A 24,605-nucleotide genomic window follows, 5' to 3' on the forward strand; every position below is an offset into this window, starting at 1 on the left:
GGGTTTATTATGCCTGCTGGAGCAGCCGTTCTTGGGCTTGCTGATGGATATATAATTTCTCGGAGAGCCGGCTAATAAAATCGATATTTTCAACTTCAGCGGCCAGGTTTTTCATCGACTCTGCACCGTTGAGTGTTCCCCAAATACTGGCGGCCATGGCCGCCAGGGTGTCGGTATCACCGCCCAGGTAAAATATAGCGGCCAGCAGGGAGTTTAACGGCGAGCTGCGATACTTCAGGCCAAAGTAGATAGCGGTAATACAGGACTCCGGCGCGGTAATACCATTCCCCAGCCACTGCCTGATCTGTTGTGGGTGGGGGAGGTGCCGGTGGAACAGTAGCGTGGAGCACTTTTTAAGTTTTCTGCGGTATATGTCCACTGTGCAGCTCGCCAGCAGTTTGTCCACTATCTGCCTGTTCGAGCGTTCTTGCAGGGCCTCACAGATGGTGATGGCGATCAGGTAGGCCCCCTCAATCGCAGCGGGGTGGGCGTGGGTGATTTCGGATACTCCCTGTACGTACTGTTTCAGTTGCGGATCATTTTGCGGGTAGCAGAGAGCGATAATAGGCGCGCGCATGGCGGCGCCGTTGCCAGCGAAGCCCTGCTTAAATTTTTTTCGGTTTAAATCCTGCCAGTGCTTGCCCTTTTTAACCCCTTTGAGTAGCTGTGCCGCACTGGGGCCATAACTTCTGCTCCACTGATAGCTCTGTGCAAATTGTTTTGCCATATGGTCCTGGTCAAAGCCATTGTGTTCGAGAAAGGATGTGGCGATATCCATCGACATCTGGGTATCATCGGTGTAGCGCCGCTTGCCCTGGCGGGTTTTGCCGATAAGTTTCCACAGTTGCCTCTCCAAAAGGCCGCCCTCATAAGGTGCGCCAAATGAATCGCCGATGGCGAGACCGCTAAAACAGCCTTTATATTTGTCGAGTTTAATCATTAACCGTTATCGATAGTTAAATCACCGCAGTGCCAGTGCCTGATTTGGCCGCTGCTAGGGTTGTCTGGAGAGCTTCGGCAAGGCCAGTCGAGAGATCGCGGGGTGGGGCAAACTGAAATCTCAATTTAGTTATAGCGCCTGCGCAGTGTATTGGGTTTGTTTTGCCGGGATTGTGCGGTTTTTTGTTCGGAAATAAAGGCTCAGGCGGCGGCAAGTTTGTGGGGTTTTTTTATGCGCGGTCGGCGCTGCTGAGGTGCTGTTTATCGGCGTGCTTGCTCCCTCTTTTGTTGTCAGTTCACAGGCCTATGGGAAAACTCCCGTAGGCCTGTGCTGGCGATAGCCGTCTGCACTATTCGATACAAGTTTCATTTGACGTAGTGTAATCGTTGTTGCTCCATATATTTTCAAAGCAGGGCAGGGTACTGCGATCGCTCAGGTCCGTATAGGTATTGTTGCTAGCGACATTGTCGGCCACCATATTGCCGACTTCGCCGTCTCCCAGCAAAATAATACCGTGAGTATGATTGTCTTCTGCCAGATTTTCAGAAATAAGGCTTCCAGTGCCGCCACTAATGGCAATGCCGCTCTGTGTATTGTTGCTGGCGGTATTCAGGCGAATATAGTTACTGGCCCCCGTAACTTTTATCCCCTGTAAGCTGTTGCCTGTCGCCTCCGAACTCCTGACGTGATTGCCGTCGCCGATAACCCGTATACCGATACCAAGGTTGGCGTTAGCGATGGAGGTTTTCAGGCTGTTGTTGGAACTCGAAAGGGTAATGCCGGAAATAAAGTTTCCGGTGGTATTGATATCCACAATTTGGTGGCCGCCCTCGCCTTCGGCAGATACACCATTGTTGCAGTTTTCAACACTGCCCAGCCCTGTACTGTCGTGTAGAACTCTATTGAAACCCGATAATCGGATGCCGGTGCTGTCGCCATCGCAGCTGACGGTATGGCCATTCAAGTCGAGTGAGCCGTTGTCCTTTATTAACAGTGCCGGGTGAATATCGCAGTGCAGGATATCGCCAGTCAGGGTTTCCGCAGTCGTAATGACATCGCCACAACTGACAGCTGAGGCAGCGGCGGCCAAAGAAAGACCGGTAGTGCCCGCAGCAGTGATAAGTAGTATTTTGAGTGGATTCATATTTCCATTTTTCATGTCAAGTTTCCCTAAGAATCTGAGTGGTTAAACAAAAGAGAACCCCCAAGACTAAAGAGATTTTGACTGAGCTTTGCGAAAGGACCATAGGAAAGTTTTCTTAATTAATAACCCGGGCTGAATTAGAGTGGACTGCGGGGTTGCACAGCGGCTGCCGCTGAGATGCGGATATCTTCTTTGTGCTCGCCAGCGCCCCCGCACTCAAGGCGTGCTGAAGAGCCTGCTAAGAGCTTAATGGCCGGGTGCAGTGTATGCCTGACCTCCTTTTTAGTCAGCGTTAAAAGCAGGCCTATTCAGCTGTATTCCCCCACTTGAGAATCGCTGTATAGACCTGCGCTGATATAAATCCCCTTTGCTCTATGCAGCGGGAGGTAAAAGAGGGGGGCAGCCAATTTTTAGCGGGCATTCGCCAAAATCTGCTTTAATGGATGCACCAATACTGATTGGAATTTAAAAAACTGTTAGCACCATAGAGGGCGCCAGCGCAATAGGCGGTGAAATCGGTTATATCAGGTCCCTCACTGTTAGATACACTATTGAACGCGATGACATTGTCCACCTGATCCTCACGCCTTCTCGAAATGCCATTGGCGCCATTGCTGTCGAGAGAGGAGTTAAGGATCATATTGCCATCACCGCCATCTTCAATAGAGATTCCTATCCCGAGATTGTTATTGACTACGATGTTTCTCACCATATTGTAGCTCGAAATCATTCTAACCCCCTGTAGGTTATTATTATTTACCTCAGCGTTGGCCAATATATTGTAGTGCCCTTCAGGGTAATAATAGTGGCCCGTGATAAAGCGAACCCCCATGCCGGGATTATTTTCGGATACGATGTCATACGCACTGCTGAACGCAGCTTCAAAACTTAATCCGACAGTATTGTGTCCGGTCAATATGAGGTCTGAGGCCTGGTGGTGACCCACCTCTGTCATAGCGACGCCAATATTGCAATTTTGGATGGTGCCGATGCCGCCACCGAGGCTAATGTATTCACCGACCACCATGGCGTGGCTTTCTACTAATTGAACGCCGATGCCGTCTCCATCACACTCCAGTGTGTGGCTGTCCATGTTGAGAACGCCACCGTGGCCAACAATAATCGCCGGACTTTGAGTGCAGTAGAGGTCGCTATCCATAGTTTGAATATCTCTAATAACCTGGCCGCATACAACGGCTGAGATCGCAGTAGTGGATAGTGATAAGCAGGCGGTACCCGCGAGAGTCAGCAGGGATGCTTTTATCGGATTTATATTTCCATTCTTCATGTCAAATTTACCTCATTGTCTGAAGGATTGAAACGGGGGTAAATATCCAATAACAAAATTATTTTAATTAAGTTGTGGGGAAGGGGTATGGGAAATTACTCTTAAAGCAGTGATTTTAACCGTGTCACTGCTTTGGGAGCGGCGTATTTTTAAAAGTGTGGCCGCTTTGCGCTCGGTTAACGGCTTTAGTTTTGGCGGGCAGTATAGTGTGATTAAAGGACAGGGCGCTACTGGGGGAGGCTAGCTATTTTTGTGCTGCTCGGGTGAAGATTTTTTATGGGGCCTATGGGCCATCGGTGTAGAAAAACCCCTGTAGCAGTCCGTGTCCTCAAATGGGGCGCTGTAAGTTTTCACTGGTGGCGCTCCTGTGTTGTTGGCGAATCGTTTGAGTGCCGAATAAACGGATAAAAATGCTGCCACTTCGCCACAGATACAGCGCGCATTTTGCCGGGACGCACAAACTATCGCTTGCGGGAAGGGACAGCCCCCATTTCTGGGGGCGAGCGGCGAACTTTGTCCCCGTGGCTTAAAAGGCCGAGGATTTGTGCTTTTGAGTGCGATGCCTGTACGGGTGAATATCTTTAGTCAATACAGTCCTGGTTTCTATCGGTGAAACGATTATTGGTCCATATCGCATCATAATTGCAGTTGTTGGTGTGGTCGGTCAGATCGTTACCTGTATTGTACCGTGCCGTATTGCCGACAATCACATTGTAGTAAGCGCTTCCTTTGCGGGAAATACCATTAATACCATTGTCGTTCGCTATATTTTGCGCGACAACTGAATAATCCCCGTGGTAGTTAATGGCAATTCCGATGGTCTCTCCGGAGCTGACCTCACTGAATCTAACCAAATTGCTTTCTCCGTTAATTTTAATTCCCTGCTCGCCGTTGCCTATGACCTCTGTGTTTAATACCCGGTTGTAGCTACTGTTGCTGTTTATGTAAATACCGTAACCCGTATTGTTGCTGACGCTGGAGGTTTCTATAACGTTATACGAGCTCTTTAAAGAAATGCCTTTTTCTGAGGTTGAGGTGATATTTATATCCACAATATGGTGGAAGCCATTACCTTCGGCCGATATTCCAACCCTGCAATTTTCGATGCCGCCGTCACCGACCGTATCTTGAATAACATTGTGGCTGCCAAGTAGTTGTACGCCATATGCCGAGTTAGAACAACTTATTGTGTGGCCATTTAAATCCAGTGAACCTTGATCCTCAATTTTGAGGGCTGGATAGGAGGAGCAGGTGAGATCCTGGTTGAGTCTTTGCTCGTCCCTGATCGCATCGCCGCAGCTTACCGCTGCGGCCGCAATAGGTAGCGACAGGCTGGCAGAGCCGGCAAGGCCGCATAGTAATATTTTCATTGAAGTTCTATATTCAATTTTCATGTCAAGTTTCCTAATTATTTGTGCGATTTAACTGGAGGGCTGCTAGCCTGTCACAGCATCGCGTAATCGGCGGGGATAGCTGCTTTATTGGATACAATCTTGGTTTCTCTCGATAAAAATATTTTCTGCCCAGATGGCATCGCCATCGCAGTCATTCTGCTGGTCGACGAGATCAGGTTGTGAATTGCCCATTGCGGTATTGCCAACAACAACCGTGTCATAGGAATATCCCGATTGTCTTAAAATACCATTTCCACCGTTATTGTTGGCAGTATTGCGAATGAGCAGAGAATAATTGGCCTTTGTTGCAATAAAAATACCGCTGCCTGAATTGTCATTGGCCTCACTTAAGCTCACGAAAGTGCTTTCCCCTATAATTCTAAATCCCACGGCACCATTGCCGTTCGCCTCGGAGAAAAATACGCTATTGTGATCGGCGTCAGATAGGATGCGAATACCGATGGCCGTGTTGTTGTTGGCATAGGAGCTTTCTACAACGTTATACGAGCTCGTAAAGCTGATTCCCGCCGTTGAGTTTGCGCTGGCAGAGATACCGCTAACATGGTGGAAGCCATCTCCCTCGATGGATACTCCCGTGCTACAGTTGCTGATCAAACTTCCCCCGGCGCTGTCTTCCAGGATGTTATTGCTACCCTGTAAGAGAATACCGATGCCTGTGTCACCTCCAGTACAGCTCACGGAATAGCCATTCAGATCAAGTGAGCCGTTATCATCCAGTGTGATGGCCGGATGAGAGGAGCAGTTAAGAATATCGCTGGCGAGTACTTGGGCGTCTCTAATAACATCGCCGCAGCTCACCGCTGGGGACACGGCGGATAGCAATAGACTGGCGGTGCCGACAGCAGTGAGTATTAATACTTTTGTCGGCTTTAGATTTTCATTTTTCATATAGCATTTCCCTGAGTATTTACATCATTAAAAAAGAGGTGTGCACACCCGCAATAATGTTAAGTAATACCTGGGTAAGCCAGCACCTCTGCTGGTTGGGGCGTTGGGATTGAGCTGTTCAGTTACTACTGGGTCAGAGAGAAAGAATGCACTGCACTCGATATGCGCTGTGAACACACCCCGCTAAGCTGCTAATCGGCATTCGTGCCCAATAGGATTATTCTCTCCCTGCCGATTTTTGGCGCGGGGGAAAGAGTAGGGGTTCTCACAGGTTGGCGATTGCTATTAGGAAAGTATATGAGGGGTTGGCAGAGTCAAGTTTCCAGGTAATATTGTCACAGGTATACAGAATACTTGCTTTGAAGTGCCGGAAAAGCACTGATATTGAGTATTTTGTGTATGGAAAATGAGGGCGATATCTCTATCGATAGGTGGGATTGCCTATTAAGGTGCGCCTGAATAATTTTGTAATATCGCTGCACGTCGTTTAAAGCAATTTACACTCCGCGCTGTGACTTTTGGCAAGGTCTGGCTATTCCGGCAAAGCTGCACGCTGTTATTTTGGCGCTAACGGCTATTTATTGGCTTGTGGGTTAGGTTTGTAATAGCGTGCTCAGAATATTTACACAGGCTGCCCGCTGCTCGGCATCGGTGTTGGCAAAACCCAGTACCAACCCGCTATTTTCCGCTTTTTGCGGTGGGTAAAACAGCGATAGTGGCGTGCTGCCAAAGCCGTGCTCACGGAGTTTTTTGCTCAGGGTGATATCATCGCGCTGTGGTGTTGAGATAACCAGGTGCATGCCGGCGCTAGTGGCGATTAATTTTGCCGGTGCCGGTATATTTTGCCGAATAAGCTGGCAAAAATGCTGCCACTTTTCCCGATAGAGAACGCGCATTTTGCGCAGATGCCGCACAAAGTGTCCCTCACTGAGAAAGTCTGCCGCCACCGCCTGGGTGATAAGTGGCGAGTGGCCGGAGAGCATTTCCTTGGCGTGAATAAATGCGGCTGCGCTAGCTCTGGGAACCACCAGGTAACCGAGTCTCAGGCTGGGTAACAGTGTTTTGCTAAAACTGCCCATATAGAGCACGGGGGTATTTTCTCCCATTCCCTGAAGTGCGGCGACGGGCTTGTGTTGAAAGGCAAATTCGCTGTCGTAATCATCTTCAATAATCCAGCAGTTTGCCCGCGTGGCCCAGTCCAGCAGTTTAATCCGCGCACTGGCAGGCATAACTCCGCCCATCGGGTATTGGTGGGTTGGTGTGGTAAAAAGTAATTTGGCCCCCGTTGCGCTTTTTATCAGCCGCTCCACATCCAGGTGCTTGTTGTTCAGCTGCGCCGGCAGGAGTTCCGCCCCGACCGCCTGAAAGGCGGAGCGCGCGCGGCGATAGCCGGGGTTTTCACTGTATACCCGGTCTCCCGGGTTTAGCGCCGTCAGCGCACACAAATTCAGCGCCTCCTGGGCGCCGTTGGTGATAATAATTTGTTCGGCAGTGCAGCGCACGCCGCGGGAGTTGCGCAGGTAGTTGCTCAGTGCCAGGCGCAGGGGCAGGTAGCCCTGCGCCTGGCCGTAACCGGCCAGGGCCACTCTCGATTGGTGGCGGCGGTACAGCTTGTTCCAAATTGAATGCGGAAAGGCTTTGAGATCCGGTAAGCCGGGGCTGAAGGGCAGCCCCAGATCCGCGCTGCCCCTGCCCGCCGGCAAAGTCTGGAGCAGATTGCCGTAGCTCGACAGTGGCGGCAGCGGTCGATTGGCCGGCTCCCGCCAATTTCGCCCCTGCGGTTTTTGCAGCTGGGCCGGGACTTCTCTGGATACGAATACGCCTTTGCCCGGGTGGCTGCTGAGGAAGCCTTCCGCCTTCAGTTGGTCCAGAACCTGGGTGACGGTGTTGCGGCTAATGGCGAGGGATTCTGCCAGGCGGCGCGACGAGGGCAGCTGGGTGCCCGCCGGCAGCCGGCCGGCGCAGATCCAGCGCACCAGCTGCCGGTACAGCTGCCCCTGTAGGGGCTGATGTGGGTCGAGGGTGAGATCTGCAAACTCGGGGGCACTCAAAACTGGCACCATAAAATAGTTAAAACTGGCTCTTATCAGCGTACCAGCAAGCCCCTACATTGGCGATATTCATTTTATTGCGAGTGCATCTGAGAGAGGTCCCATGGAGCGAGATACAGCCATTTCCACCGAGTTGCCCAGGTCGGCAAAAAGTCGTGTGCGCCGCGCCCCACAGCGCGCCAGTTATCGCCGCGAGGATGTTTTTCAGCTTGTGGATGAATTAAAACTCGGCCATGTGGGCTTTGTGGAGGGCGGCGAAGTTATCATTATCCCCTTAACCATTTGGCGCCTGGGAGAGTTTTTATACTTTCACCTGGCGAATAAAAGCCGCCTGCACAAACTGTTGGAGGCCGGCGAACAGGTGTGTATTTCTTTTGCCCGCTGCGATGAGTGGGTGCTGGCCAAGTCGGCCTTTCGCCACAGCGCTAATTATCGCTCTGCGGTAGTGTTTTGCCGGGGGCAGCGGGTGCAGGACCCGCAGGAGTTTGACGCGGTGTTTAAGGCGATAATTAACGATATCGAGCCGGGCCGCTGGGATCAGGTGCGCCCGCCCAGCTTGCAGGAGCGCAAGGGCACCGCGCTGATGCGCCTGACCATAGAGGAGGGCGCATTCAAGCGCCGCAGCGGCGCGCCAGTCGATAATTCTGCGGATTCGGCCCTGCCGGTGTGGAGCGGTGTCAAACCGCTGTGCCCGCTGGCTTAAGCGGGAATAAGTTATTAAGAGTTCAGCGTTGCTGCGCTATGACTTTTAACGCGAGCGGAATAATCTCTCCGGCGCCGGCCTGGATATCGGGAATTACGCCCTGTCCCTCCCAGTTGCGGCGAGCGCCGGCAATTGTGCTCAGCGGACGCTTGTGGGGGATGCCGATGGTAAAGCCGTAGGGCAGCGGCTGCGGCTCCCCCAGCATATGTGCGCCGCCGGCACTGGCCGTGCCGATCACGGTGGCCCGCCCCAGTTGCTGTAGTGCAAAGGCGGTGCTCTCTGCGGCGGAAAAGGATCTGCCATCAATCAGCACAACCAGGGGCCTCTCAGTGCCGTAGGCGGGCCAGGGCAGAGGGGAAATCCGCTGGGGTATTTCGCGCGCCGTGCGGCTTTCAATCACAAACGGCAGGGGGGCCTGGGGATCAATAAACGACTGCATGATCGCATTGGCGGTGTCCTCATCCCCGCCGCCATTGCTGCGTAAATCCAGAATTAACCCCTCGCTGTGTCGAAGCAGGGTGAAAGCGGCGGCGAGCGTCGGCTGGGCATTTTCCAGGGTGTGAAAGGCGGAGAGGGAGAGGTAGGCGGTATTGCCCGGCAGAATTTCAATTTTTTGAACCCCGTAATTATTGCGCGGGGCCTCGGCGCGCCACTGGGAAATCCAGTCAGTGGCATCGCGCTGTGGGTCGATATAGGTTACATAGAAATGTTGATCCCCGGACAGGGAGTGAATTTTTTCGCTGAGGCTGTCGGCGAATAACGCCTGATCGCGACACTGTTGCGATAAGGGCTCAGATGCGGCCAGTTGCTGCAGCTGGGCGGAGAGCGTGTAGCCTTTTTCCTTTAGCACATAGTGTTGTCGAATTGCCGCTGCGGCCGCTCGAATAACGGCCGCGCGCTCAAATTGGCAGGCCGTGGTGCTGTCACTGGCGCTGAGTGGGGGGGTAAAAAAACCGATAAATACCGCTAAACTCAGCTTGAGTTGACGCTTCATGGCTTCAATGCTCCGCAGCGAGATTTTTTTGTATACGCGCTAAATAGGACTGCTTCTCCAGAGCTGCAATTGCCTCGTCGAGCAATTTGGTTAGCGGTGCCGACAGTTCGCCATTGAGGCTGTGCTCGGCCCCCAGGGTCGCCAGCCACTGCTGTTTTAGTTTGGGGATTAAAGCGCGGCCCTGGCGGGTCAGGCTGATGTTGCGCTCGCGGGCGTCTGCCCCGGCGGATACTTTTACCAAGCCCTGTTGCAGCATCGCTTTGACAGTCTGGCTCACCGCCGGCTGGGAGATATGGCTAGCCGCTACCAGTTCGCCAATTGTGACCGCCTGTTGCTGCATCAGCGCGCGCATCACCGGGGTGTAGCGCGGTTTGTAGTTTGCCAAACCGCAGGCGCTATAACTTTCCGCAACATCGCCATCCAGCAATTCGACTAAATGGCGCAGCTGGGTTCCCAGTTGGCTGTATTTCATCGGCGGCCTATCCATAAGCGCTTATATAAATCAGTGTATTATTTTATCTGTGCATTGCAACTGCCGGCCCGGCGATTTTTCTTTGGGTGAGAATAATGTGATGCCTTTTTCTTTTTGCCTTGAGCCCACTGCACCCGTGGCGATATAGATTTTCTGTCACAGATCTGAAATTTAAATTTCATATTTCATTCATCGAATTTTAGAAATTAATCGCCACTCTTTGCGCCACTCGATCAGTACCGGGTACAACCTAAAGGAAAAATTATGAAAGAATTTGGCTTGGCTGCCATTGCGGCTTTGGCGTTACCACTTTTGGCTGAAGAGGTCCAAGCCAGCGACCTCATTATTTCTGAATATATCGAGGGCAGCAGCAACAATAAGGCCCTGGAAATTTACAATGGCACCGGTGCGGCGGTGGACCTGAGTGATTACAGTATTGAAATTTATTTTAATGGTGCCACCAGTGCGTCTGCGGCAATTGCCCTGAGTGGCAGCTTGGCCGATGGCGATGTGTACGTATTGGCCCACGGCAGTGCCGACCCTTCAATCCTGTCGCTCGCCGATCAAATTTATACCAGTGGCCTGTTTAACGGCGACGATGCGGTGGCCCTGCATGGCCCCGGCGGGGCTGTGGATATTATCGGCCAAATCGGCTTTGATCCCGGCAGCCAGTGGGGCGACAGCAGCCTGGGCACCCAGAATCAAACATTGATTCGCGACCTCAGTGTGACTGCGGGACGCACCAATGGCAGCGCGGCTTTTGATCCCGCAGCGCAGTGGTCCAGTGCGGGCCTGGACGATTTTTCCCACCTCGGCTGGCACGGCGAAGAGGACGGTGGTGACGACGATGGCGATGTTGTATTCGGCGAATGTGGCGACACCTCCACGCTGATCAGCCAGGTGCAGGGGAACGGTTTTGCCAGCGCCTTGCAAGGCGAGCGCCACGAAATTGAAGCGGTGGTTGTCGGCGCTTTTCAAGATACCAATAGCGGCCTCGGCGGCTTCTTTTTGCAAGAGGAAGACGGTGATCAGGATGGCCAGCTCAATACGTCTGAGGGCCTGTTTGTACACGATGAAGGCTTTGGCGTAGCGGTGCAAGTGGGCGATCTGGTGCGGGTTGCCGGGGTGGTCACCGAGTACTACGACTTTACCGAATTGGATGAGGTCGATGCTGTTGCCGTGTGTGGCAGTGGTTACCAAGTGACGGCCGAGCAGCTGTCCCTGCCGTTTAGCGCTGCCGAAGTGCCAGAGCAATACGAGGGCATGCTGGTGGAGTTCCCGCAGGCGCTGACGGTGAACGATCACTACAACCTGGGCCGCTACGGCGAAGTGACCCTGGCCAATGGCCGCCGCTATATCCCCACTCACAACAATGAGCCCGGCGCGGCGGCCGCAGCCCAAGACAGCGCTAACGAACTGAACAAGCTCATACTGGATGACGGCTCCAATGTGCAAAACCCAGAGCGGGTGCCCTACCCGGTATCCGGTCTCAGTGCCAGCAATACCTTGCGCAATGGCGATACCGTCGCGGGGCTGCGCGGTGTTATCGGGTATAGCTACGGGAATTATCGTATCCACCCGGTAACAGCGCCGGATTTTGTTGCGGCCAACCCGCGCGAAAGCGCTCCGCAACTACCCGGTGTGGGCAGTTTGAAAATTGCCAGCTTCAATGTGCTGAATTATTTCAATGGCGACGGCAACGGCGCGGGCTTCCCGACTGCCCGGGGCGCCGACAGCGAAGCGGAATTCCTGCGCCAGAGAGATAAAATTATCTCCGCTATTCTCGGCCTGGATGCCGACGTGATCGGCCTGATGGAAATTGAAAACGACGGTTACGGTTCCGACAGTGCAATCCGGGATTTGATTGACGGTCTCAACGCCGCCATAGGCAGCGAGCACTATCAATTTATTCATCCGGACCTTGCGCAACTGGGCAGCGATGAAATTGCGGTGGGACTGATTTATCGCAGCGACCGGGTGGTGCCCGTAGGGGCCGCCGCGACAACCGATAGCTACCCCTTCGATGATGCCAACCGCCAGCCCCTGTTGCAGACCTTTAGCGAGCTGTCCAGCGGTGAGATGCTGGCGGTGGTGGTCAATCACTTTAAATCGAAAGGCAGCTGCCCCGGTGACGGCAGTCTGAACGATGACCAGGGCGATGGCCAGGGCTGCTGGAATACCCTGCGCACGGCAGCGGCGGACGCCCTGCTTAGCTGGATCGATACCGATCCCAGCAACAGCGGCACCGAGCGCGTGCTGATACTCGGCGACCTCAATAGCTACGCGCGGGAAAATCCCATCACCACATTAAAGGATGCGGGTTATACCGACTTGCTGGCGGAGTTTGGCGGGGCTGAGGCCTATTCCTATGTTTATAGCGGTGAGTCCGGCTATCTGGATCACGCCCTCGCCAGTGCCGCCCTGGCGCCTTTGGTAACCGGCGCGGTCGACTGGCATATCAATGCCGACGAGCCCCGCGTGCTGGATTACAACACCGAAAATAAAACCGATGAGCAGGTGCAAACGCTTTACTCTGCCGATGCATTCCGCGCATCAGACCATGATCCGCTGGTGCTTGAGCTGGATTTGCGCGCCGACAATCTGCAGCCGCAGGCCGGATTTGCTTGGGGTGTTGAGGGTTTTACCGTGAGCTACTCCGACAGCAGTATCGACAGCGATGGCAATATCGTGCGCTGGGCCTGGGATTTTGGCGATGGCAGCGGCAGCACTGAGCAAAACCCCAGCCACAGTTACGCCGCTGCGGGGACCTATGTAGTTACTTTGCAAGTCGAAGACGATCGCGGTGCGGTCTCTACGGCTGAACAAACTGTGCGGGTGGCAGCGCTTGCTGATATCCAGGCGGATTTTAAAATACACAGTTTCCTGCGCTGGGTATGGGTGGAAGACCGCAGCAGTTACGCCGGCGATGGCAGTCTGAGCTACGAGTGGGATTTCGGCGATGGCAACAGCCACGCCGGTCCCTGGGCCCTGCATCGCTATGCTAGCGCAGGCAGTTATGAAATAGCCCTGACAGTGAAAGATGATTTGGGCAGTGAAGATAAAGCCTATCGCCAAGTTGAGATTCGCCCGCTGTTTTAGCGCGGATTGAGCATCGTTAAGCATAAATAATTCGATTTTTTATTGGGCGGCCGGATACCTTTTGGAGGTGTCCGGCCGTTTTCTTTTGTCTGTTTTTATTTTTGGCGGGTTATTGTTTTTTTAGGAGGGGGAGTGGCTTGTGGGTGGGGGTTGGGTGTGGCAGTGTGTGGGTGGATATTCTGTTTGGTGATTTGGGTGGTGGTTTTTATTGGTGGGTGATGGGATAAATTCTATTAATTAAAGAGGCGCTAAACGGTGACGCTAACTTTGAAATCAAACGAAGAAAAAATCTCTGACGCTAATGAAAGGCCTTTGCCTCGATGGACTGGGCCTAATTTTCTAGATGAGTTTGATGAAGCTCCCTGCACGGGGGGGGTCTACGAAATAGGCTTTCGTCTACCAGGGCGTCACTCTTATCAGAAGGATGCCCCCCCGTGGATATCGGGTTATAACTATCCGTCAGGCTTTATGCCAATGTATGTTGGTAAGCATAAGATTTCTATACGAGAACGTTTGAGGCATCATTGTGAGGAGTCTTATCATAAGAACAATGACATTAAAAGTAAAGTTAATAAATGTATATCGACATACTATAATATGGAGAAATTTATTAGGGAACTTGGAGTGTGTGAGGTTGAGAAAGCCTTGACTAAATTAAATGGTGGGGTCTTGCGTGATTATACGTATTTATTTTCGGAGTTGTATTTTACTTATATCCCTTTGCAAGAGCCAGATAAATTTGAAGCTCTCAGGTTGGGGCTTTTTAGGTATCCTTGGAATGAAGTAGATCAACCTAAAAATAGAGAGCTGCTGTTATCTGAGGGGAGTCTAGATTTAAAGGTTTTGTATGAGGCTAAAACCGCTGAAGAAGATATGCTACAGTGTAAGGGGTGCAGGGATATTGTTTCAGGGAAGAAGATGATGCTGGATCCCTCTGATGTGCATGATGATTTCAACTTATTGATTGCGGATCTCTCAAAAGTTCAACGTGATGAAAATTCGAGAAGAGTTAAGGCGAATGCAGAGAGGAAGGAATTTAAGGAGAGGCTTTTTCAGGATCCTATTGATGATAGGAAGAAAAAATCCAGTGTAAATATTGGTGGGGGCGAGAAGGTGTCGGCGAGTGTGTTTAGTCGTAAGTTGGAGGATAAGTTAAAGAGGGAAAAGATTTATAGAGAGATGGCTGAAAGAAGAAACAAAATAAAAACAAAATAAGACACCCATAGATTGGAGGGCGGTGCTTAGGGCGGTGCTGGAATCTCCTCCAGAAGTCGGTTTTGGCAGATATTTCTTTCTAATTTTGAATTAAACCCTATGAAATAGAGCAAGTAGATTGGGGTTCTATTTTGAGGGTGAAATAGTGGGTTCAAAATAAGACACCCATAGATTGGAGGGCGGTGCTCAGGACGGTGCTGGAATCTCCTCCAGAAGTCGGTTTTGGCAGATATTTCTTTCTAATTTTGAATTAAACCCTATGAAATAGAGCAAGTAGATTGGGATTCTATTTTGAGGGTGAAATAGTAGATTAGGATAAAAAGTCAGGAAGAGTGGTGTTGGGGATTTAAAGGGATTAGCTTGATGGAGCAGACAGGAAGCGCCGGCAGTCACTGACTCCGTGTGCCCAGTGTTTATCGAGTTGAATACAGGCTTGTCGCACAGCCTCTACCGATCCCACCAGGCCTTTAAAGCGGCTTTCAAAGTTTCGATTGAGATAGAGCCAGTGTTTTGCTGAGATACCCAGCCGATTGAGAATTGGGGGCGTGTCTTCTGAGATAGCGCCACGCTTTTTGGGGTCTAAGTGTCGGCCACTCCAGTCTACCAGTTCCAAATAGTGATCTAGCTGAAAGGGCAGCCCCTTAGGCATATTCAGACGCTCGCCGCCCACAAGAGGTAGCAGATCTTTGGGTTGGCCCCCTGAGGTTGCTGCACGAATACGTTGCTGTATCGAAGTGTGATCAGAATCCTCTGGAGTTTTAGCGATACTGGCGCAGATAGGATTAAGGTCGACATAGGCCATACAGGCGGCAAGGGCTTTTTCATCGAGCAGGGCCTGAGATTTAAAACGACCCTCCCAAAAGCGGCCGGTACAATTGTCTTCTGCGTTAGCCTGGCGGGCGATGGATTCATTTAAGCAGCGCATAAACCAGCTAATATCCATTAAGCGTTCCCGCCATAGATCTATCAACTCTTTGAGTTTTCCCTTTTCGCCGCGATCTAGCGAGGCCCCTCGTATGAAGCGCTGGGCCAGGTGGGAAGCTTTGAATAGCTCTTGCCAGCGGAGAATCACTTCAGTATCCGACCAGTCCTGCGCGGCTTCTTTGTAAAAACAAAATAACATAAAAACAAAATAAGACACCTAACATAAAAACAAAATAAAAAACAAAATAAGACACCCATAAAAACAAACAAAATAAGACACCCATAAAAACACATAAAAACAAAATAAGACACCCATAGATTGGAGAATGGCGCTGGCAGTGTCTTTGGGTGCCAGTTATGCCGGCTATTTCTTTTTAGTTTTGAATTAAACCCTATGAAATAGAGCAAGTAGATTGGGGTTCTGTTTTGAGGGTGAAATAGTGGGTTTGGATAAAAAGTCAGTAAGAGTGATGTTGGGGATTTATAGGGGTTAGCTTGATGGAGCAGATAGGAAGCGCTGGCAGTCACTGACTCCGTGTGCCCAGCGTTTATCGAGTTGAATACAGGCTTGTCGTACAGCCTCTACCGATCCCACCAGGCCTTTAAAGCGGCTTTCAAAGTTTCGATTGAGATAGAGCCAATGTTTTGCTGAGATACCCAGCCGATTGAGAATTGGGGGCGTGTCTTCAGAAATCGCGCCACGCTTTTTGGGGTCTAAGTGTCGGCCACTCCAGTCTACCAGTTCCAAATAGTGATCTAGCTGAAAGGGCAGCCCCTTGGGCATATTCAGACGCTCGCCGCCCACAAGGGGTAGCAGATCTTTGGGTTGGTCCCCTGAGGTTGCTGCACGAATACGTTGCTGTATCGAAGTGTGATTAGAATCCTCTGGCGTTTTAGCGATGTTGGCACGGATAGGATTAAGGTCGACATAGGCCATGCAGGCGGCAAGGGCTTTTTCATCGAGCAGGGCCTGAGATTTAAAACGACCCTCCCAAAAGCGGCCGGTACAATTGTCTTCTGCGTTAGCCTGGCGGGCGATGGATTCATTTAAGCAGCGCATAAACCAGCTAATATCCATTAAGCGTTCCCGCCATAGATCTATCAACTCTTTGAGTTTTCCCTTTTCGCCGCGATCTAGCGAGGCCCCTCGTATGAAGCGCTGGGCCAGGTGGGAAACTTTGAATAGCTCTTGCCAGCGGAGAATCACTTCAGTATCCGACCAGTCCTGCGCGGCTTCTTTGTCAATATAGAGCACGATATGGTAGTGATTGCTCATCACGGCATAGGCTGCGATATCTAGCGCAAATACTCCAGCCAACTTGTGCATTCTTGACTCAATCCACTCACGACGATGCTCATAGTCAATGCCGGATTGCCTATCCCTACCGCACAGAAATGCTCGGCGTACACATCGAGATACGCAGTGGTAGTAGGGGGTTGACTCTAGGGAAATCTGGGCGCTGCGGGGTAAGGGCATCGGTCTCTGTTATCTGTGTTTATATACAGTATTTAATTCTTTGAATTCTGTCGTGTCAATATGGATGGCGTTTATAGCTACGACTTTGATGGCCGACTTTTATGGCTGTCCAGACGACTTTTACTTGGTCTTGTCATAGAGCACCTCTGCTGCGTAGTTTATCGCTTAAGAGGGTGTTTGTCGTTGATGGGTAGGATCAATTGTCCGAGAAAGATGTTGGGCTATAAAACCCCAAAACAAGTCATGGGAGAATATACGGCTGCCGCAGCAGCCTAAAGAGCGATGTGCTTCAGAGTTGAATGCAGGCATCATGAAAATATCTAAATAATGCTCGCTTAAGGCTTAAAATAAAGGCACTATATTCTGAAAATTCTAAGTTTAATTCTGGAGTATTGTTAACATGGGCAAAGAGCAACCGAATAATCCATTGCATGGTGTCACTCTGGAGAAGATTGTTACTAGATTGGTTGAGCACTACGGGTGGAATGGTTTAGTTCAAAGAATTGATGTTAATTGCTTTAAAAATGATCCGTCAATAAAATCATCGCTGAAGTTTTTACGTAAGACACGATGGGCTAGAGACAAGGTTGAAGACTTGTATATATCAACATTTGAAAGACAGTCTCCGAGGGAAGAGTCTAGCATTTGGCAGAGTAAAGAGAAATAATAGTATGAAACATAGTTGTGTGGGGCTTGCATCGTCGGTGGTGGAGTAGAGGAGTGTAATGAAAATCATTCTTCTCCTAATTATAGGTAGGATACTTTTATGTTTATAGGTGAGGTGTCAAAAAAAACGAATCTCACTATAAAAGCCATTAGATTCTATGAAGAAAAAGGGTTAATCGCACCTCCTAAAAGGCAAGGTAGGTATCGAATCTATACAGAAGAAGATATTGAAGTGCTCAACTTGATCTCAGAGGCAAAGGCTCTTGGGGTCACTTTGGCTGAGCTAAAAGATGTGATTAGATATGACAATGGGGAAGTTGACTGGACTCGTATCAGTGTCTTTTTGAAGGACGTGAAAAGTAAGATTGAGTCTGATTTGGAATCGCTTTCCATTAAGGCTAAAAAAGTAGAGCAATGTATCGCTTCAATTGATTCTTGCCATAAAACACCTTGACTCTCCCCTTAGGGGGAGACCGTAGAATTTACATCGATTCATTAACCAAGAGAGTGAAGCGATGAAAAATATCTTGATATTAAATGGTAACCCGAAAAAGAATAGCCTTTCGAAAAGACTGAGTGATGTTTATGGAGCTGAGGCTGTGCAGCGGGCTCAGATCCGCCGCTATAATCTTTCAGAGATGGATTTCAATTCAAATTTGGAGTTTGGTTACGATGATAGCCAATCCTTGGAAGGCTGCCTGTCTGACTTCCAACAAGCACTTCTTTGGGCTGAGCACATTGTAATAATATCACCCATTTGGTGGGGTGGTTTGCCAAGTAAGCTCAAAGGGTTGATTGATAGAACGTTTCTCCCTGGATTTACCTTTAAATTTGAGGGAGATAACTCTGAGCCAGTACAGTTACTAAAGGGTAAAACATCAAGGATAATTTTAACAATGGATGCACCCGATGAATTTTTAATGGAGCAGGCAAAACCTATAATAGAGCAGCTAGACCGATATACACTGCAATACTGTGGTGTATTTAAAGCGGCTGTTAATCTCTTTGGGTCAGTTATTATGTCTGATAAAGATCAACAGGAAACTTGGCTGGAAACCGTAAAGGAGCTGGGCGCTAGCTGTAAATAATGTACGGTAACTAACTACACGTTATCAGTTGAGCTTGAGCTCATAGATTGGAGGGCGGTGCTCAGGGCGGTGCTGGAATCTCCTCCAGAAGTCGGTTTTGGCAGATATTTCTTTCTAATTTTGAATTAAACCCTATGAAATAGAGCAAGTAGATTGGGGTTCTATTTTGAGGGTGAAATAGTGGGTTTGGATAAAAAGTCAGGAAGAGTGATGTTGGGGATTTATAGGGGTTAGCTTGATGGAGCAGATAGGAAGCGCCGGCAGTCACTGACTCCGTGTGCCCAGCGTTTATCGAGTTGAATACAGGCTTGTCGTACAGCCTCTACCGATCCCACCAGGCCTTTAAAGCGGCTTTCAAAGTTTCGATTGAGATAGAGCCAATGTTTTGCTGAGATACCCAGCCGATTGAGAATTGGGGGCGTGTCTTCAGAAATCGCGCCACGCTTTTTGGGGTCTAAGTGTCGGCCACTCCAGTCTACCAGTTCCAAATAGTGATCTAGCTGAAAGGGCAGCCCCTTGGGCATATTCAGACGCTCGCCGCCCACAAGGGGTAGCAGATCTTTGGGTTGGTCCCCTGAGGTTGCTGCACGAATACGTTGCTGTATCGAAGTGTGATTAGAATCCTCTGGCGTTTTAGCGATGTTGGCACGGATAGGATTAAGGTCGACATAGGCCATGCAGGCGGCAAGGGCTTTTTCATCGAGCAGGGCCTGAGATTTAAAACGACCCTCCCAAAAGCGGCCGGTACAATTGTCTTCTGCGTTAGCCTGGCGGGCGATGGATTCATTTAAGCAGCGCATAAACCAGCTAATATCCATTAAGCGTTCCCGCCATAGATCTATCAACTCTTTGAGTTTTCCCTTTTCGCCGCGATCTAGCGAGGCCCCTCGTATGAAGCGCTGGGCCAGGTGGGAAACTTTGAATAGCTCTTGCCAGCGGAGAATCACTTCAGTATCCGACCAGTCCTGCGCGGCTTCTTTGTCAATATAGAGCACGATATGGTAGTGATTGCTCATTACGGCATAGGCTGCGATATCTAGTGCAAATACTCGAGCCAGCTTGTGCATTCTTGACTCAATCCACTCACGGCGATGCTCATAGTCAATGCCGGATTGCCTATTCCTACCGCACAGAAATGCTCGGCGTACACATCGAGATACGCAGTGGTAGTAGGGGGTTGCCTCTAGGGAAACTTGGGCGCTGCGGGGTAAGGGCATTGGTCTCTGTTGTCTGTATTTATATACAGTATTTAATTCTTTGAATTCTGTCGTGTCAATATGGATGGCGTTTATAGCTACGACTTTGATGGCTACCTAAGAAAGCTTCTCTCGGTCAAATTGAGGCTCGTCAGCCGTTTTGGCGGCTTGCTGTTTTTTAGAGAGGGAATGGCTTGTGGCTGGGGTTGGGGATGTGGCACTGTGTGTGAATGTTTGGGTTGGGGATTCGGATGATATTGATGGATTAAATTCTGTTAATTAAAGAGATGGAGAAATGGCGAGAGTAAACTTAGGAAAAGCTAAGGACTGGAATGATAATATAAATAAGCTTAAAACCCCTAAATGGAGTGTTCCGCGCAGGCTGGAACCTGAGAATTTTTTAGGTCTAAAGGATAAGTTTTATGTCTACGAGATAGGTTTTATCGTGAGCGGGGCTGTGGTTCAGCAAAGTTTTGCTCCGGAGGAGATACATGGCCGTGAGTACCCAAAAGCGTTTATCCCAATGTTTGTCGGGAAGGATCAAGGTAGAGGGTGTTGCGGTATAGCAGATTGTTATTACCCAGCGAATAGCAATTGTAATGAAAATATTAGAGATTACCTGGAGGTGTATAGGGATATTGCTGGTGGTTATTTTGGGTTAGCAGGGTATGGTTTTTTAAAATATGGCCTGTACTTTACTTATATTCCTCTGAAAAATCCAGCACACTTTGAGGCTCTAAAGAGGTTGGGGATGTTCTATTATCCCTGGAATGATTTTGACGAGCAAAGGGTTAGGAGGGAGGCTTTGATGGCTGAGGATTTGAATGGAAGTGAAGATTTTTTCTCCACCGTTAAGGAGGTTTATCAAGGGGATACGTGGATGCTATATCCTAATCGTTGTCCTTCTGAGCTCCCTGTCAATTTTTTTGGAGAAAACCATGGTGGTGTATCTGCACCACCCCGGCTCACTGGAAGTTATTTGACGGGTGCACCTATAACTGCCGACCTTATATCCGGGGCAGTTGCCAGCTTGGTATCACAAGTGAATCAGTTTAAGGCTGAGCTAGAAGGATTTGCTGCCAAAATGGGAGTGCAGCAAAAAGTAGTTAGCCCAAGAAAAAAAGTAGCCAAAATGAGAGCCGGAGCGAAGTTAAGTGCAGCAAAGGTCGAGGTGGCCAAAATGAAGGCGGAGCCAAAACTAACGGTGCCAAGAGTCGAAATGGCCAAAATGAGAGTGGGGTCAAAATTAACTGTCCAAAAAAATAAAATGGCTAAAATGAGAACGAAATCAGAGTTAACCAAAAAATAATATGAAGGTTGTGGAGAGAAAACGCTCTGGTAAGGTCCGCTTATATTTAGAGGGGCCACAGGCTGCTCCAGTAAATTACGAAATTTCAATTTAACTCAATATCCCTGTGATCTACCTTTGAGTTAAGGGGAAATGCTCTATAGAGATGTTTGGGGAGTCGCTGCACTATCCTGTGATAGCGCTGACTTTTAAGCTGGCAGATGATCTATTTGCCACTTTGCGGAAATCCTTATATCTCTCAAGAGTTGCAGTCTGACATGTGTCTCGATATTTATATTTGCGGAATTTTTAATTGTAGATAATTATCAGTGGAGTCTATAGATGCCTTTTTTACCCATGTGGTTAATGCCCGGGAAGACATACGGGCTTATTTTGCATAGATGGAAGTTTGAGGTGGTTAGAAATTTGCGGCTTCTTAAATACTATTTTGATGAGGTTAAACCCTATTTGATAGTGGACAGCCGAGAGAGTCTTGATGTGCGACCTGATCTGGAATATGACATTTGTTCAGAGTGGAGTAGTCACGATTTGACGGAGGAACACTTTGAGACCATAGATGTTTATAGTGATGCGGGTGAATGCTTTCTGAATAGTAATAATGCGTTTAGTAATCTCGCCAGATTGTTGAAGCCCGAGGGTATAGTGACCATAGAGTTGACTGGCTTCGGGGGCGATGGAGGGGTTTATCATGAGGGTTCTTATAAGCCCATGCTTGATTTCAGGTTTAAATCTTTTGGCTTGCGGCCAACTGAATTGTTTAGAGGTGATGATTCTCTGGTGAAATTTTCGTATCAAAAATTTTTTGATGGGTGAATTTTGAAAAGCTAAGGGTGCGAAATGGGTGAGAAAAATGATGTCTCCATAGATTAGGGGTTGTTTTATTGGTGTTTAGGTCTGGTGGTTTTTCAAAATAAATGACGCGGTATATTAAGTGCCTTTATAGCCTGGATTGGCGGGGGAGGTGGCCGGCCGCTTTCTCCTCTCTCTATTGTTGGCGCCTTATTGTTTCTTCTGTTGTTTTATTGGCTGCGATTAAACTATCGACCTATAGCGTTGCAGGTGAATATCCCGTTTAATTGCCTGGCAGCGGCTAGAGTTTTGTTGCTGGGCGGGTTGATTCCGTTTGGCTTGTGAAGTGTCCGCTGGGTAATATCTGGGGATTTTAAGCGCCATTAGCCAAAGGGATTTGAAAAATGATAGAGGTATATTGGAAAGATCTGCCTTCGTGGGAACCATTGCGCCCGTTGAGCCACTATCTGGATGCTCCAGACACTGCCGGTGTCTACGAGATCGGTTTTAGAAAGGATAAGTATATGGCCTTGCAAAATACGGCTTTTGGCTTGCATGCGGTTGGTTATCCGACGGGTTTTTACCCAATGTATGTTGGCAAGCACAGGCGTTCCCTGCGAAAGCGCCTGGGAGAGCACTTTATCGGTACCAATTCTGTCGGAAGAAATAGAAGGGGATCGAAGGCCAGCCAATCGATTAAAAATTTCTATAACAACTACTTGCCTGACTTGGAGGCCAAGCAGAATCAGATCCCAAAGGCATTGCGCTTCCCGTTAGACGGGCTGTTCTTTACCTGTATTCCCCTGCGGGAGCCGGACCAATTTGAATCTATGGTCAGGTTAAGCCATTTTAATTATCCCTGGAATCGCCGCGATGAAGGACAGGCGAGGGATCAGGCCGAAGGTACGGAAAGCCGGGATTTCGGTTATACCTATGGGGCCAAAGCGACGCAGTTTATCGGTTGAGTGAATTATTTAGGGATAGTTGGCGGCCTTGTTACAGCGCTGCGGGGGAGAAAGGTGTGCAGGTAGTTGAGATATTGAAAGACTTGAGCCTGGAATGGACCGGCACTCACTCTTTAAAAGAGAGCCTCTCTACCCGCACGCTAATCTCTGAAAGCGCCCCCCATTACTCTCTGCCGGAGGTGCCACTGGCAGTGGCAAATATCAGTCTTCAGCGGCTGAACTCCCCGGTGCGCCCGACAGTTTAAGCGGTGAAAAAAGGATTAAGTGACGAGCTTATGCGAGAGTATGAAAAAATAAATTATATTGAATTGCCCTCCACAGATTTGAATAAAACCAAGGCATTTTTCCGCGAAGCTTTTGCCTGGACCTTTACCGATTACGGTGCGGAGTATAGTACTTTTTCCAATGCGGGATTGGATGGCGGCTTTTTTAAGTCGGAGCGGAAAAGTACACCAGAAAGTGGATCTGCGCTGGTGGTGCTATACAGTCGCGACCTGGAGGGTACCTTGGAAAAAGTTGTGCGCTATGGCGCTGAAATTGCCAAGCCGATTTTTTCCTTTCCCGGTGGCAGGCGCTTTCATTTTAGGGAGCCCTGCGGCAATGAGTTTGCGGTTTGGTCGGATATGGAGGCTGCGCGGCCAGATTAATATAAAAAGCCCCCGCTGTTACCGGGGGGCTTTTTATTAGCGCTTGCCGCTTCGATTAAGCTTCGAAATCGGTATCCAGCTTTTTATCTACCAATTGCTTCTTCAGAGTGGTGTACTGGGGAATACCGTTTTTATAGGGAGGGTAGTCCTCGCCCTGGATTAAGGGCAGCAGGTAGTTGCGCCCCGCTTCAGTAATGCCGAAGCCATCTTCGCTGATGTAGTCGCGCGGCATAAACTTTTCCACGTTGGCAACTTCAGACAGCGGTGCCTCTGCGATGGACCAGCTGTACTCTTCACCTTCTGCGCGAATAATAGCCGGCATAATGGCGTTTTTGCCTGCTGCTGCCATTTCTACAGCGGCGCGGCCCACGGCGTAGGCCTGCTCGACATCGGTGGCGGAGGCGATATGGCGCGCGGCGCGCTGGAGGTAATCTGCCAGGGCCCAGTGGTACTTCAGGCCGAGTTCGCTTTTGACCATATTGGCCAGGGTCGGGGCAACACCACCCAGCTGCTTGTGGCCAAAGGCGTCGGTGGTGCCGGCATCTGCGAGGAAGGTGCCGTCTGCGTACTGGGCGCCCTCGGAGGCGACAATCACGCAGTAACCTTTCTCGTCCACAGTCTTCTGAACTTTGGCGAGGAATTTCTCTTTATCGAAAGCGATTTCCGGGAACAGGATGATATGGGGGGCATCGCCCTCCTGCTCCTGGGCCAGGGCGCCGGCGGCGGCGATCCAGCCCGCGTGGCGACCCATCACTTCGAGGATAAATACCTTGGTGGAGGTGGCGCACATAGAGGCGACATCCATCGCCGCTTCGCGGGTGGAGACGGCAACATATTTGGCAACGGAGCCAAAGCCCGGACAGTTGTCGGTCAGCGGCAGGTCGTTATCCACAGTTTTGGGGATATGGATGGCCTGAATGGGGTAGCCCATGGTCTCGGACAGCTGGGATACTTTCAGGCAGGTATCTGCGGAGTCGCCGCCACCGTTGTAAAAAAAGTAGCCAATATTGTGCGCTTTGAAAACTTCGATCAGTCGCTCGTACTCGGCGCGATTCTCTTCCAGGCTCTTCAGTTTATAACGGCAGGAACCAAAGGCGCCGGAGGGGGTGTGGCGCAGTGCGGCGATATCTTCTGGACTCTCCTGGCTCACGTCGATCAGTTCCTCGCGCAGTGCGCCGAGAATACCGTTGAGGCCCGCATAGACATTGCCAATTTTGTCCTGGTTTTCACGCGCAGCTTCGATTACGCCGCAGGCGGATGCGTTGATCACGGCGGTCACACCACCGGACTGCGCATAGAAGGCGTTCTTTTTCGACATGGTTATCCTGTGTTTTA

At 49.9% G+C, this 24,605-nt stretch carries 23 protein-coding genes; 11 read left to right on the forward strand and 12 right to left on the reverse strand.

Features of this window, described 5'->3' with window-relative positions; translation table 11 throughout:
• Positions 1-7: 7 nt before the first annotated feature.
• The 6 genes from ACJJIK_RS19205 to pdxR form a co-directional block, all read right to left on the reverse strand.
• Positions 8-940 carry an ADP-ribosylglycohydrolase family protein gene (locus ACJJIK_RS19205; protein WP_444929847.1) on the reverse strand — a complete coding sequence of 311 codons (933 nt, stop codon included), beginning with the start codon at positions 938-940 and terminating at the stop codon, positions 8-10.
• Between the two features lie 349 nt (positions 941-1,289).
• Positions 1,290-2,099, reverse strand: a complete 810-nt coding sequence (locus tag ACJJIK_RS19210) for a right-handed parallel beta-helix repeat-containing protein (protein WP_444929848.1) — start codon at positions 2,097-2,099, stop codon at positions 1,290-1,292.
• Positions 2,100-2,520: 421 nt separating this feature from the next.
• Positions 2,521-3,372 carry a hypothetical protein gene (locus tag ACJJIK_RS19215; protein WP_444943589.1) on the reverse strand — a complete coding sequence of 284 codons (852 nt, stop codon included), beginning with the start codon at positions 3,370-3,372 and terminating at the stop codon, positions 2,521-2,523.
• A 581-nt stretch (positions 3,373-3,953) separates the two neighbouring features.
• Positions 3,954-4,742, reverse strand: a complete 789-nt coding sequence (locus ACJJIK_RS19220) for a right-handed parallel beta-helix repeat-containing protein (RefSeq protein ID WP_444929850.1) — start codon at positions 4,740-4,742, stop codon at positions 3,954-3,956.
• A gap of 108 nt (positions 4,743-4,850) precedes the next feature.
• Positions 4,851-5,675, reverse strand: a complete 825-nt coding sequence (locus tag ACJJIK_RS19225; protein WP_444943590.1) for a right-handed parallel beta-helix repeat-containing protein — start codon at positions 5,673-5,675, stop codon at positions 4,851-4,853.
• A gap of 593 nt (positions 5,676-6,268) precedes the next feature.
• Complete coding sequence (pdxR, locus tag ACJJIK_RS19230; RefSeq protein WP_444943591.1) at positions 6,269-7,726, reverse strand: MocR-like pyridoxine biosynthesis transcription factor PdxR; 1,458 nt, start codon at positions 7,724-7,726, stop codon at positions 6,269-6,271.
• Between the two features lie 103 nt (positions 7,727-7,829).
• Between pdxR and ACJJIK_RS19235 the strand changes: the two genes are divergently transcribed.
• Entirely contained in the window at positions 7,830-8,429 is a 600-nt protein-coding gene (locus ACJJIK_RS19235; protein WP_444929853.1) for a pyridoxamine 5'-phosphate oxidase family protein, read from the forward strand.
• Positions 8,430-8,451: 22 nt separating this feature from the next.
• Here ACJJIK_RS19235 and ACJJIK_RS19240 read toward each other — a convergent pair whose 3' ends face one another.
• Together ACJJIK_RS19240 and ACJJIK_RS19245 are read right to left on the reverse strand one after the other, a co-directional pair.
• The gene (locus ACJJIK_RS19240; protein WP_444943592.1) at positions 8,452-9,423 is read right to left on the reverse strand and encodes a S41 family peptidase; all 972 of its coding nucleotides are present in this window, start codon (positions 9,421-9,423) and stop codon (positions 8,452-8,454) included.
• A gap of 4 nt (positions 9,424-9,427) precedes the next feature.
• Complete coding sequence (locus ACJJIK_RS19245) at positions 9,428-9,895, reverse strand: MarR family winged helix-turn-helix transcriptional regulator (protein ID WP_444929855.1); 468 nt, start codon at positions 9,893-9,895, stop codon at positions 9,428-9,430.
• Positions 9,896-10,159: 264 nt separating this feature from the next.
• Here ACJJIK_RS19245 and ACJJIK_RS19250 point away from each other — a divergent pair, with 264 nt between their 5' ends.
• On the forward strand, positions 10,160-12,994 hold the full coding sequence (locus ACJJIK_RS19250; protein ID WP_444943593.1) for an ExeM/NucH family extracellular endonuclease: 2,835 nt from the start codon (positions 10,160-10,162) through the stop codon (positions 12,992-12,994).
• Between the two features lie 267 nt (positions 12,995-13,261).
• A complete protein-coding gene (locus ACJJIK_RS19255; RefSeq protein WP_444943594.1) occupies positions 13,262-14,209 on the forward strand; it encodes a hypothetical protein in 948 nt (315 codons plus the stop codon).
• Between the two features lie 355 nt (positions 14,210-14,564).
• Here ACJJIK_RS19255 and ACJJIK_RS19260 read toward each other — a convergent pair whose 3' ends face one another.
• Together ACJJIK_RS19260 and ACJJIK_RS19265 are read right to left on the reverse strand one after the other, a co-directional pair.
• Positions 14,565-15,332 carry a transposase gene (locus ACJJIK_RS19260; protein WP_444943595.1) on the reverse strand — a complete coding sequence of 256 codons (768 nt, stop codon included), beginning with the start codon at positions 15,330-15,332 and terminating at the stop codon, positions 14,565-14,567.
• Between the two features lie 291 nt (positions 15,333-15,623).
• A complete protein-coding gene (locus tag ACJJIK_RS19265) occupies positions 15,624-16,610 on the reverse strand; it encodes a transposase (RefSeq protein ID WP_444943596.1) in 987 nt (328 codons plus the stop codon).
• A gap of 400 nt (positions 16,611-17,010) precedes the next feature.
• Here ACJJIK_RS19265 and ACJJIK_RS19270 point away from each other — a divergent pair, with 400 nt between their 5' ends.
• The 3 genes from ACJJIK_RS19270 (at position 17,011) to ACJJIK_RS19280 (ending at position 18,364) form a co-directional block, all read left to right on the forward strand.
• Positions 17,011-17,277 (forward strand): VF530 family protein, encoded by a 267-nt coding sequence (locus ACJJIK_RS19270; RefSeq protein WP_444943597.1) that lies wholly within the window; start codon positions 17,011-17,013, stop codon positions 17,275-17,277.
• A gap of 99 nt (positions 17,278-17,376) precedes the next feature.
• Complete coding sequence (locus ACJJIK_RS19275; protein WP_444943598.1) at positions 17,377-17,730, forward strand: MerR family transcriptional regulator; 354 nt, start codon at positions 17,377-17,379, stop codon at positions 17,728-17,730.
• A 61-nt stretch (positions 17,731-17,791) separates the two neighbouring features.
• The gene (locus ACJJIK_RS19280) at positions 17,792-18,364 is read left to right on the forward strand and encodes an NAD(P)H-dependent oxidoreductase (RefSeq protein WP_444943599.1); all 573 of its coding nucleotides are present in this window, start codon (positions 17,792-17,794) and stop codon (positions 18,362-18,364) included.
• A gap of 230 nt (positions 18,365-18,594) precedes the next feature.
• On the opposite strand, the gene ACJJIK_RS19285 is transcribed toward ACJJIK_RS19280, so the two are convergent.
• Positions 18,595-19,581, reverse strand: a complete 987-nt coding sequence (locus ACJJIK_RS19285) for a transposase (protein WP_444943600.1) — start codon at positions 19,579-19,581, stop codon at positions 18,595-18,597.
• Positions 19,582-19,855: 274 nt separating this feature from the next.
• On the opposite strand from ACJJIK_RS19285, the gene ACJJIK_RS19290 reads away from it, so the two are divergent.
• From ACJJIK_RS19290 to ACJJIK_RS19310, 5 genes are all read left to right on the forward strand, one after another.
• Positions 19,856-20,869 (forward strand): hypothetical protein, encoded by a 1,014-nt coding sequence (locus ACJJIK_RS19290; protein ID WP_444943601.1) that lies wholly within the window; start codon positions 19,856-19,858, stop codon positions 20,867-20,869.
• A gap of 321 nt (positions 20,870-21,190) precedes the next feature.
• Complete coding sequence (locus tag ACJJIK_RS19295; protein WP_444943602.1) at positions 21,191-21,682, forward strand: hypothetical protein; 492 nt, start codon at positions 21,191-21,193, stop codon at positions 21,680-21,682.
• Between the two features lie 380 nt (positions 21,683-22,062).
• Entirely contained in the window at positions 22,063-22,623 is a 561-nt protein-coding gene (locus ACJJIK_RS19300) for a hypothetical protein (protein WP_444929862.1), read from the forward strand.
• 56 nt (positions 22,624-22,679) lie between these two features.
• The gene (locus ACJJIK_RS19305) at positions 22,680-22,868 is read left to right on the forward strand and encodes a hypothetical protein (RefSeq protein WP_444943603.1); all 189 of its coding nucleotides are present in this window, start codon (positions 22,680-22,682) and stop codon (positions 22,866-22,868) included.
• A gap of 30 nt (positions 22,869-22,898) precedes the next feature.
• Positions 22,899-23,270, forward strand: a complete 372-nt coding sequence (locus ACJJIK_RS19310; RefSeq protein WP_444943604.1) for a VOC family protein — start codon at positions 22,899-22,901, stop codon at positions 23,268-23,270.
• A 55-nt stretch (positions 23,271-23,325) separates the two neighbouring features.
• Here the strand turns inward: ACJJIK_RS19310 and ACJJIK_RS19315 are convergent, their stop codons facing one another.
• Positions 23,326-24,588: a 6-phosphofructokinase gene (locus ACJJIK_RS19315; RefSeq protein ID WP_444929865.1), complete on the reverse strand. Its 1,263-nt coding sequence runs from the start codon at positions 24,586-24,588 to the stop codon at positions 23,326-23,328.
• Positions 24,589-24,605 lie beyond the last annotated feature (17 nt).

The sequence above is a fragment of the Microbulbifer regidiadema (SeqCode) genome (assembly GCF_052466995.1).

Coding starts and splice junctions, on each gene's coding strand:
- ACJJIK_RS19205 (WP_444929847.1), bottom strand. CDS start 940: ATGATTAAACTCGACAAATATAAAGGCTGTTTTAGCGGTCTCGCCATC.
- ACJJIK_RS19210 (WP_444929848.1), bottom strand. CDS start 2,099: ATGAAAAATGGAAATATGAATCCACTCAAAATACTACTTATCACTGCT.
- ACJJIK_RS19215 (WP_444943589.1), bottom strand. CDS start 3,372: ATGAAGAATGGAAATATAAATCCGATAAAAGCATCCCTGCTGACTCTC.
- ACJJIK_RS19220 (WP_444929850.1), bottom strand. CDS start 4,742: ATGAAAATATTACTATGCGGCCTTGCCGGCTCTGCCAGCCTGTCGCTA.
- ACJJIK_RS19225 (WP_444943590.1), bottom strand. CDS start 5,675: ATGAAAAATGAAAATCTAAAGCCGACAAAAGTATTAATACTCACTGCT.
- ACJJIK_RS19235 (WP_444929853.1), top strand. CDS start 7,830: ATGGAGCGAGATACAGCCATTTCCACCGAGTTGCCCAGGTCGGCAAAA.
- ACJJIK_RS19240 (WP_444943592.1), bottom strand. CDS start 9,423: ATGAAGCGTCAACTCAAGCTGAGTTTAGCGGTATTTATCGGTTTTTTT.
- ACJJIK_RS19245 (WP_444929855.1), bottom strand. CDS start 9,895: ATGAAATACAGCCAACTGGGAACCCAGCTGCGCCATTTAGTCGAATTG.
- ACJJIK_RS19250 (WP_444943593.1), top strand. CDS start 10,160: ATGAAAGAATTTGGCTTGGCTGCCATTGCGGCTTTGGCGTTACCACTT.
- ACJJIK_RS19260 (WP_444943595.1), bottom strand. CDS start 15,332: ATGTTATTTTGTTTTTACAAAGAAGCCGCGCAGGACTGGTCGGATACT.
- ACJJIK_RS19265 (WP_444943596.1), bottom strand. CDS start 16,610: ATGCCCTTACCCCGCAGCGCCCAGATTTCCCTAGAGTCAACCCCCTAC.
- ACJJIK_RS19270 (WP_444943597.1), top strand. CDS start 17,011: ATGGGCAAAGAGCAACCGAATAATCCATTGCATGGTGTCACTCTGGAG.
- ACJJIK_RS19275 (WP_444943598.1), top strand. CDS start 17,377: ATGTTTATAGGTGAGGTGTCAAAAAAAACGAATCTCACTATAAAAGCC.
- ACJJIK_RS19280 (WP_444943599.1), top strand. CDS start 17,792: ATGAAAAATATCTTGATATTAAATGGTAACCCGAAAAAGAATAGCCTT.
- ACJJIK_RS19285 (WP_444943600.1), bottom strand. CDS start 19,581: ATGCCCTTACCCCGCAGCGCCCAAGTTTCCCTAGAGGCAACCCCCTAC.
- ACJJIK_RS19290 (WP_444943601.1), top strand. CDS start 19,856: ATGGCGAGAGTAAACTTAGGAAAAGCTAAGGACTGGAATGATAATATA.
- ACJJIK_RS19295 (WP_444943602.1), top strand. CDS start 21,191: ATGCCTTTTTTACCCATGTGGTTAATGCCCGGGAAGACATACGGGCTT.
- ACJJIK_RS19300 (WP_444929862.1), top strand. CDS start 22,063: ATGATAGAGGTATATTGGAAAGATCTGCCTTCGTGGGAACCATTGCGC.
- ACJJIK_RS19310 (WP_444943604.1), top strand. CDS start 22,899: ATGCGAGAGTATGAAAAAATAAATTATATTGAATTGCCCTCCACAGAT.
- ACJJIK_RS19315 (WP_444929865.1), bottom strand. CDS start 24,588: ATGTCGAAAAAGAACGCCTTCTATGCGCAGTCCGGTGGTGTGACCGCC.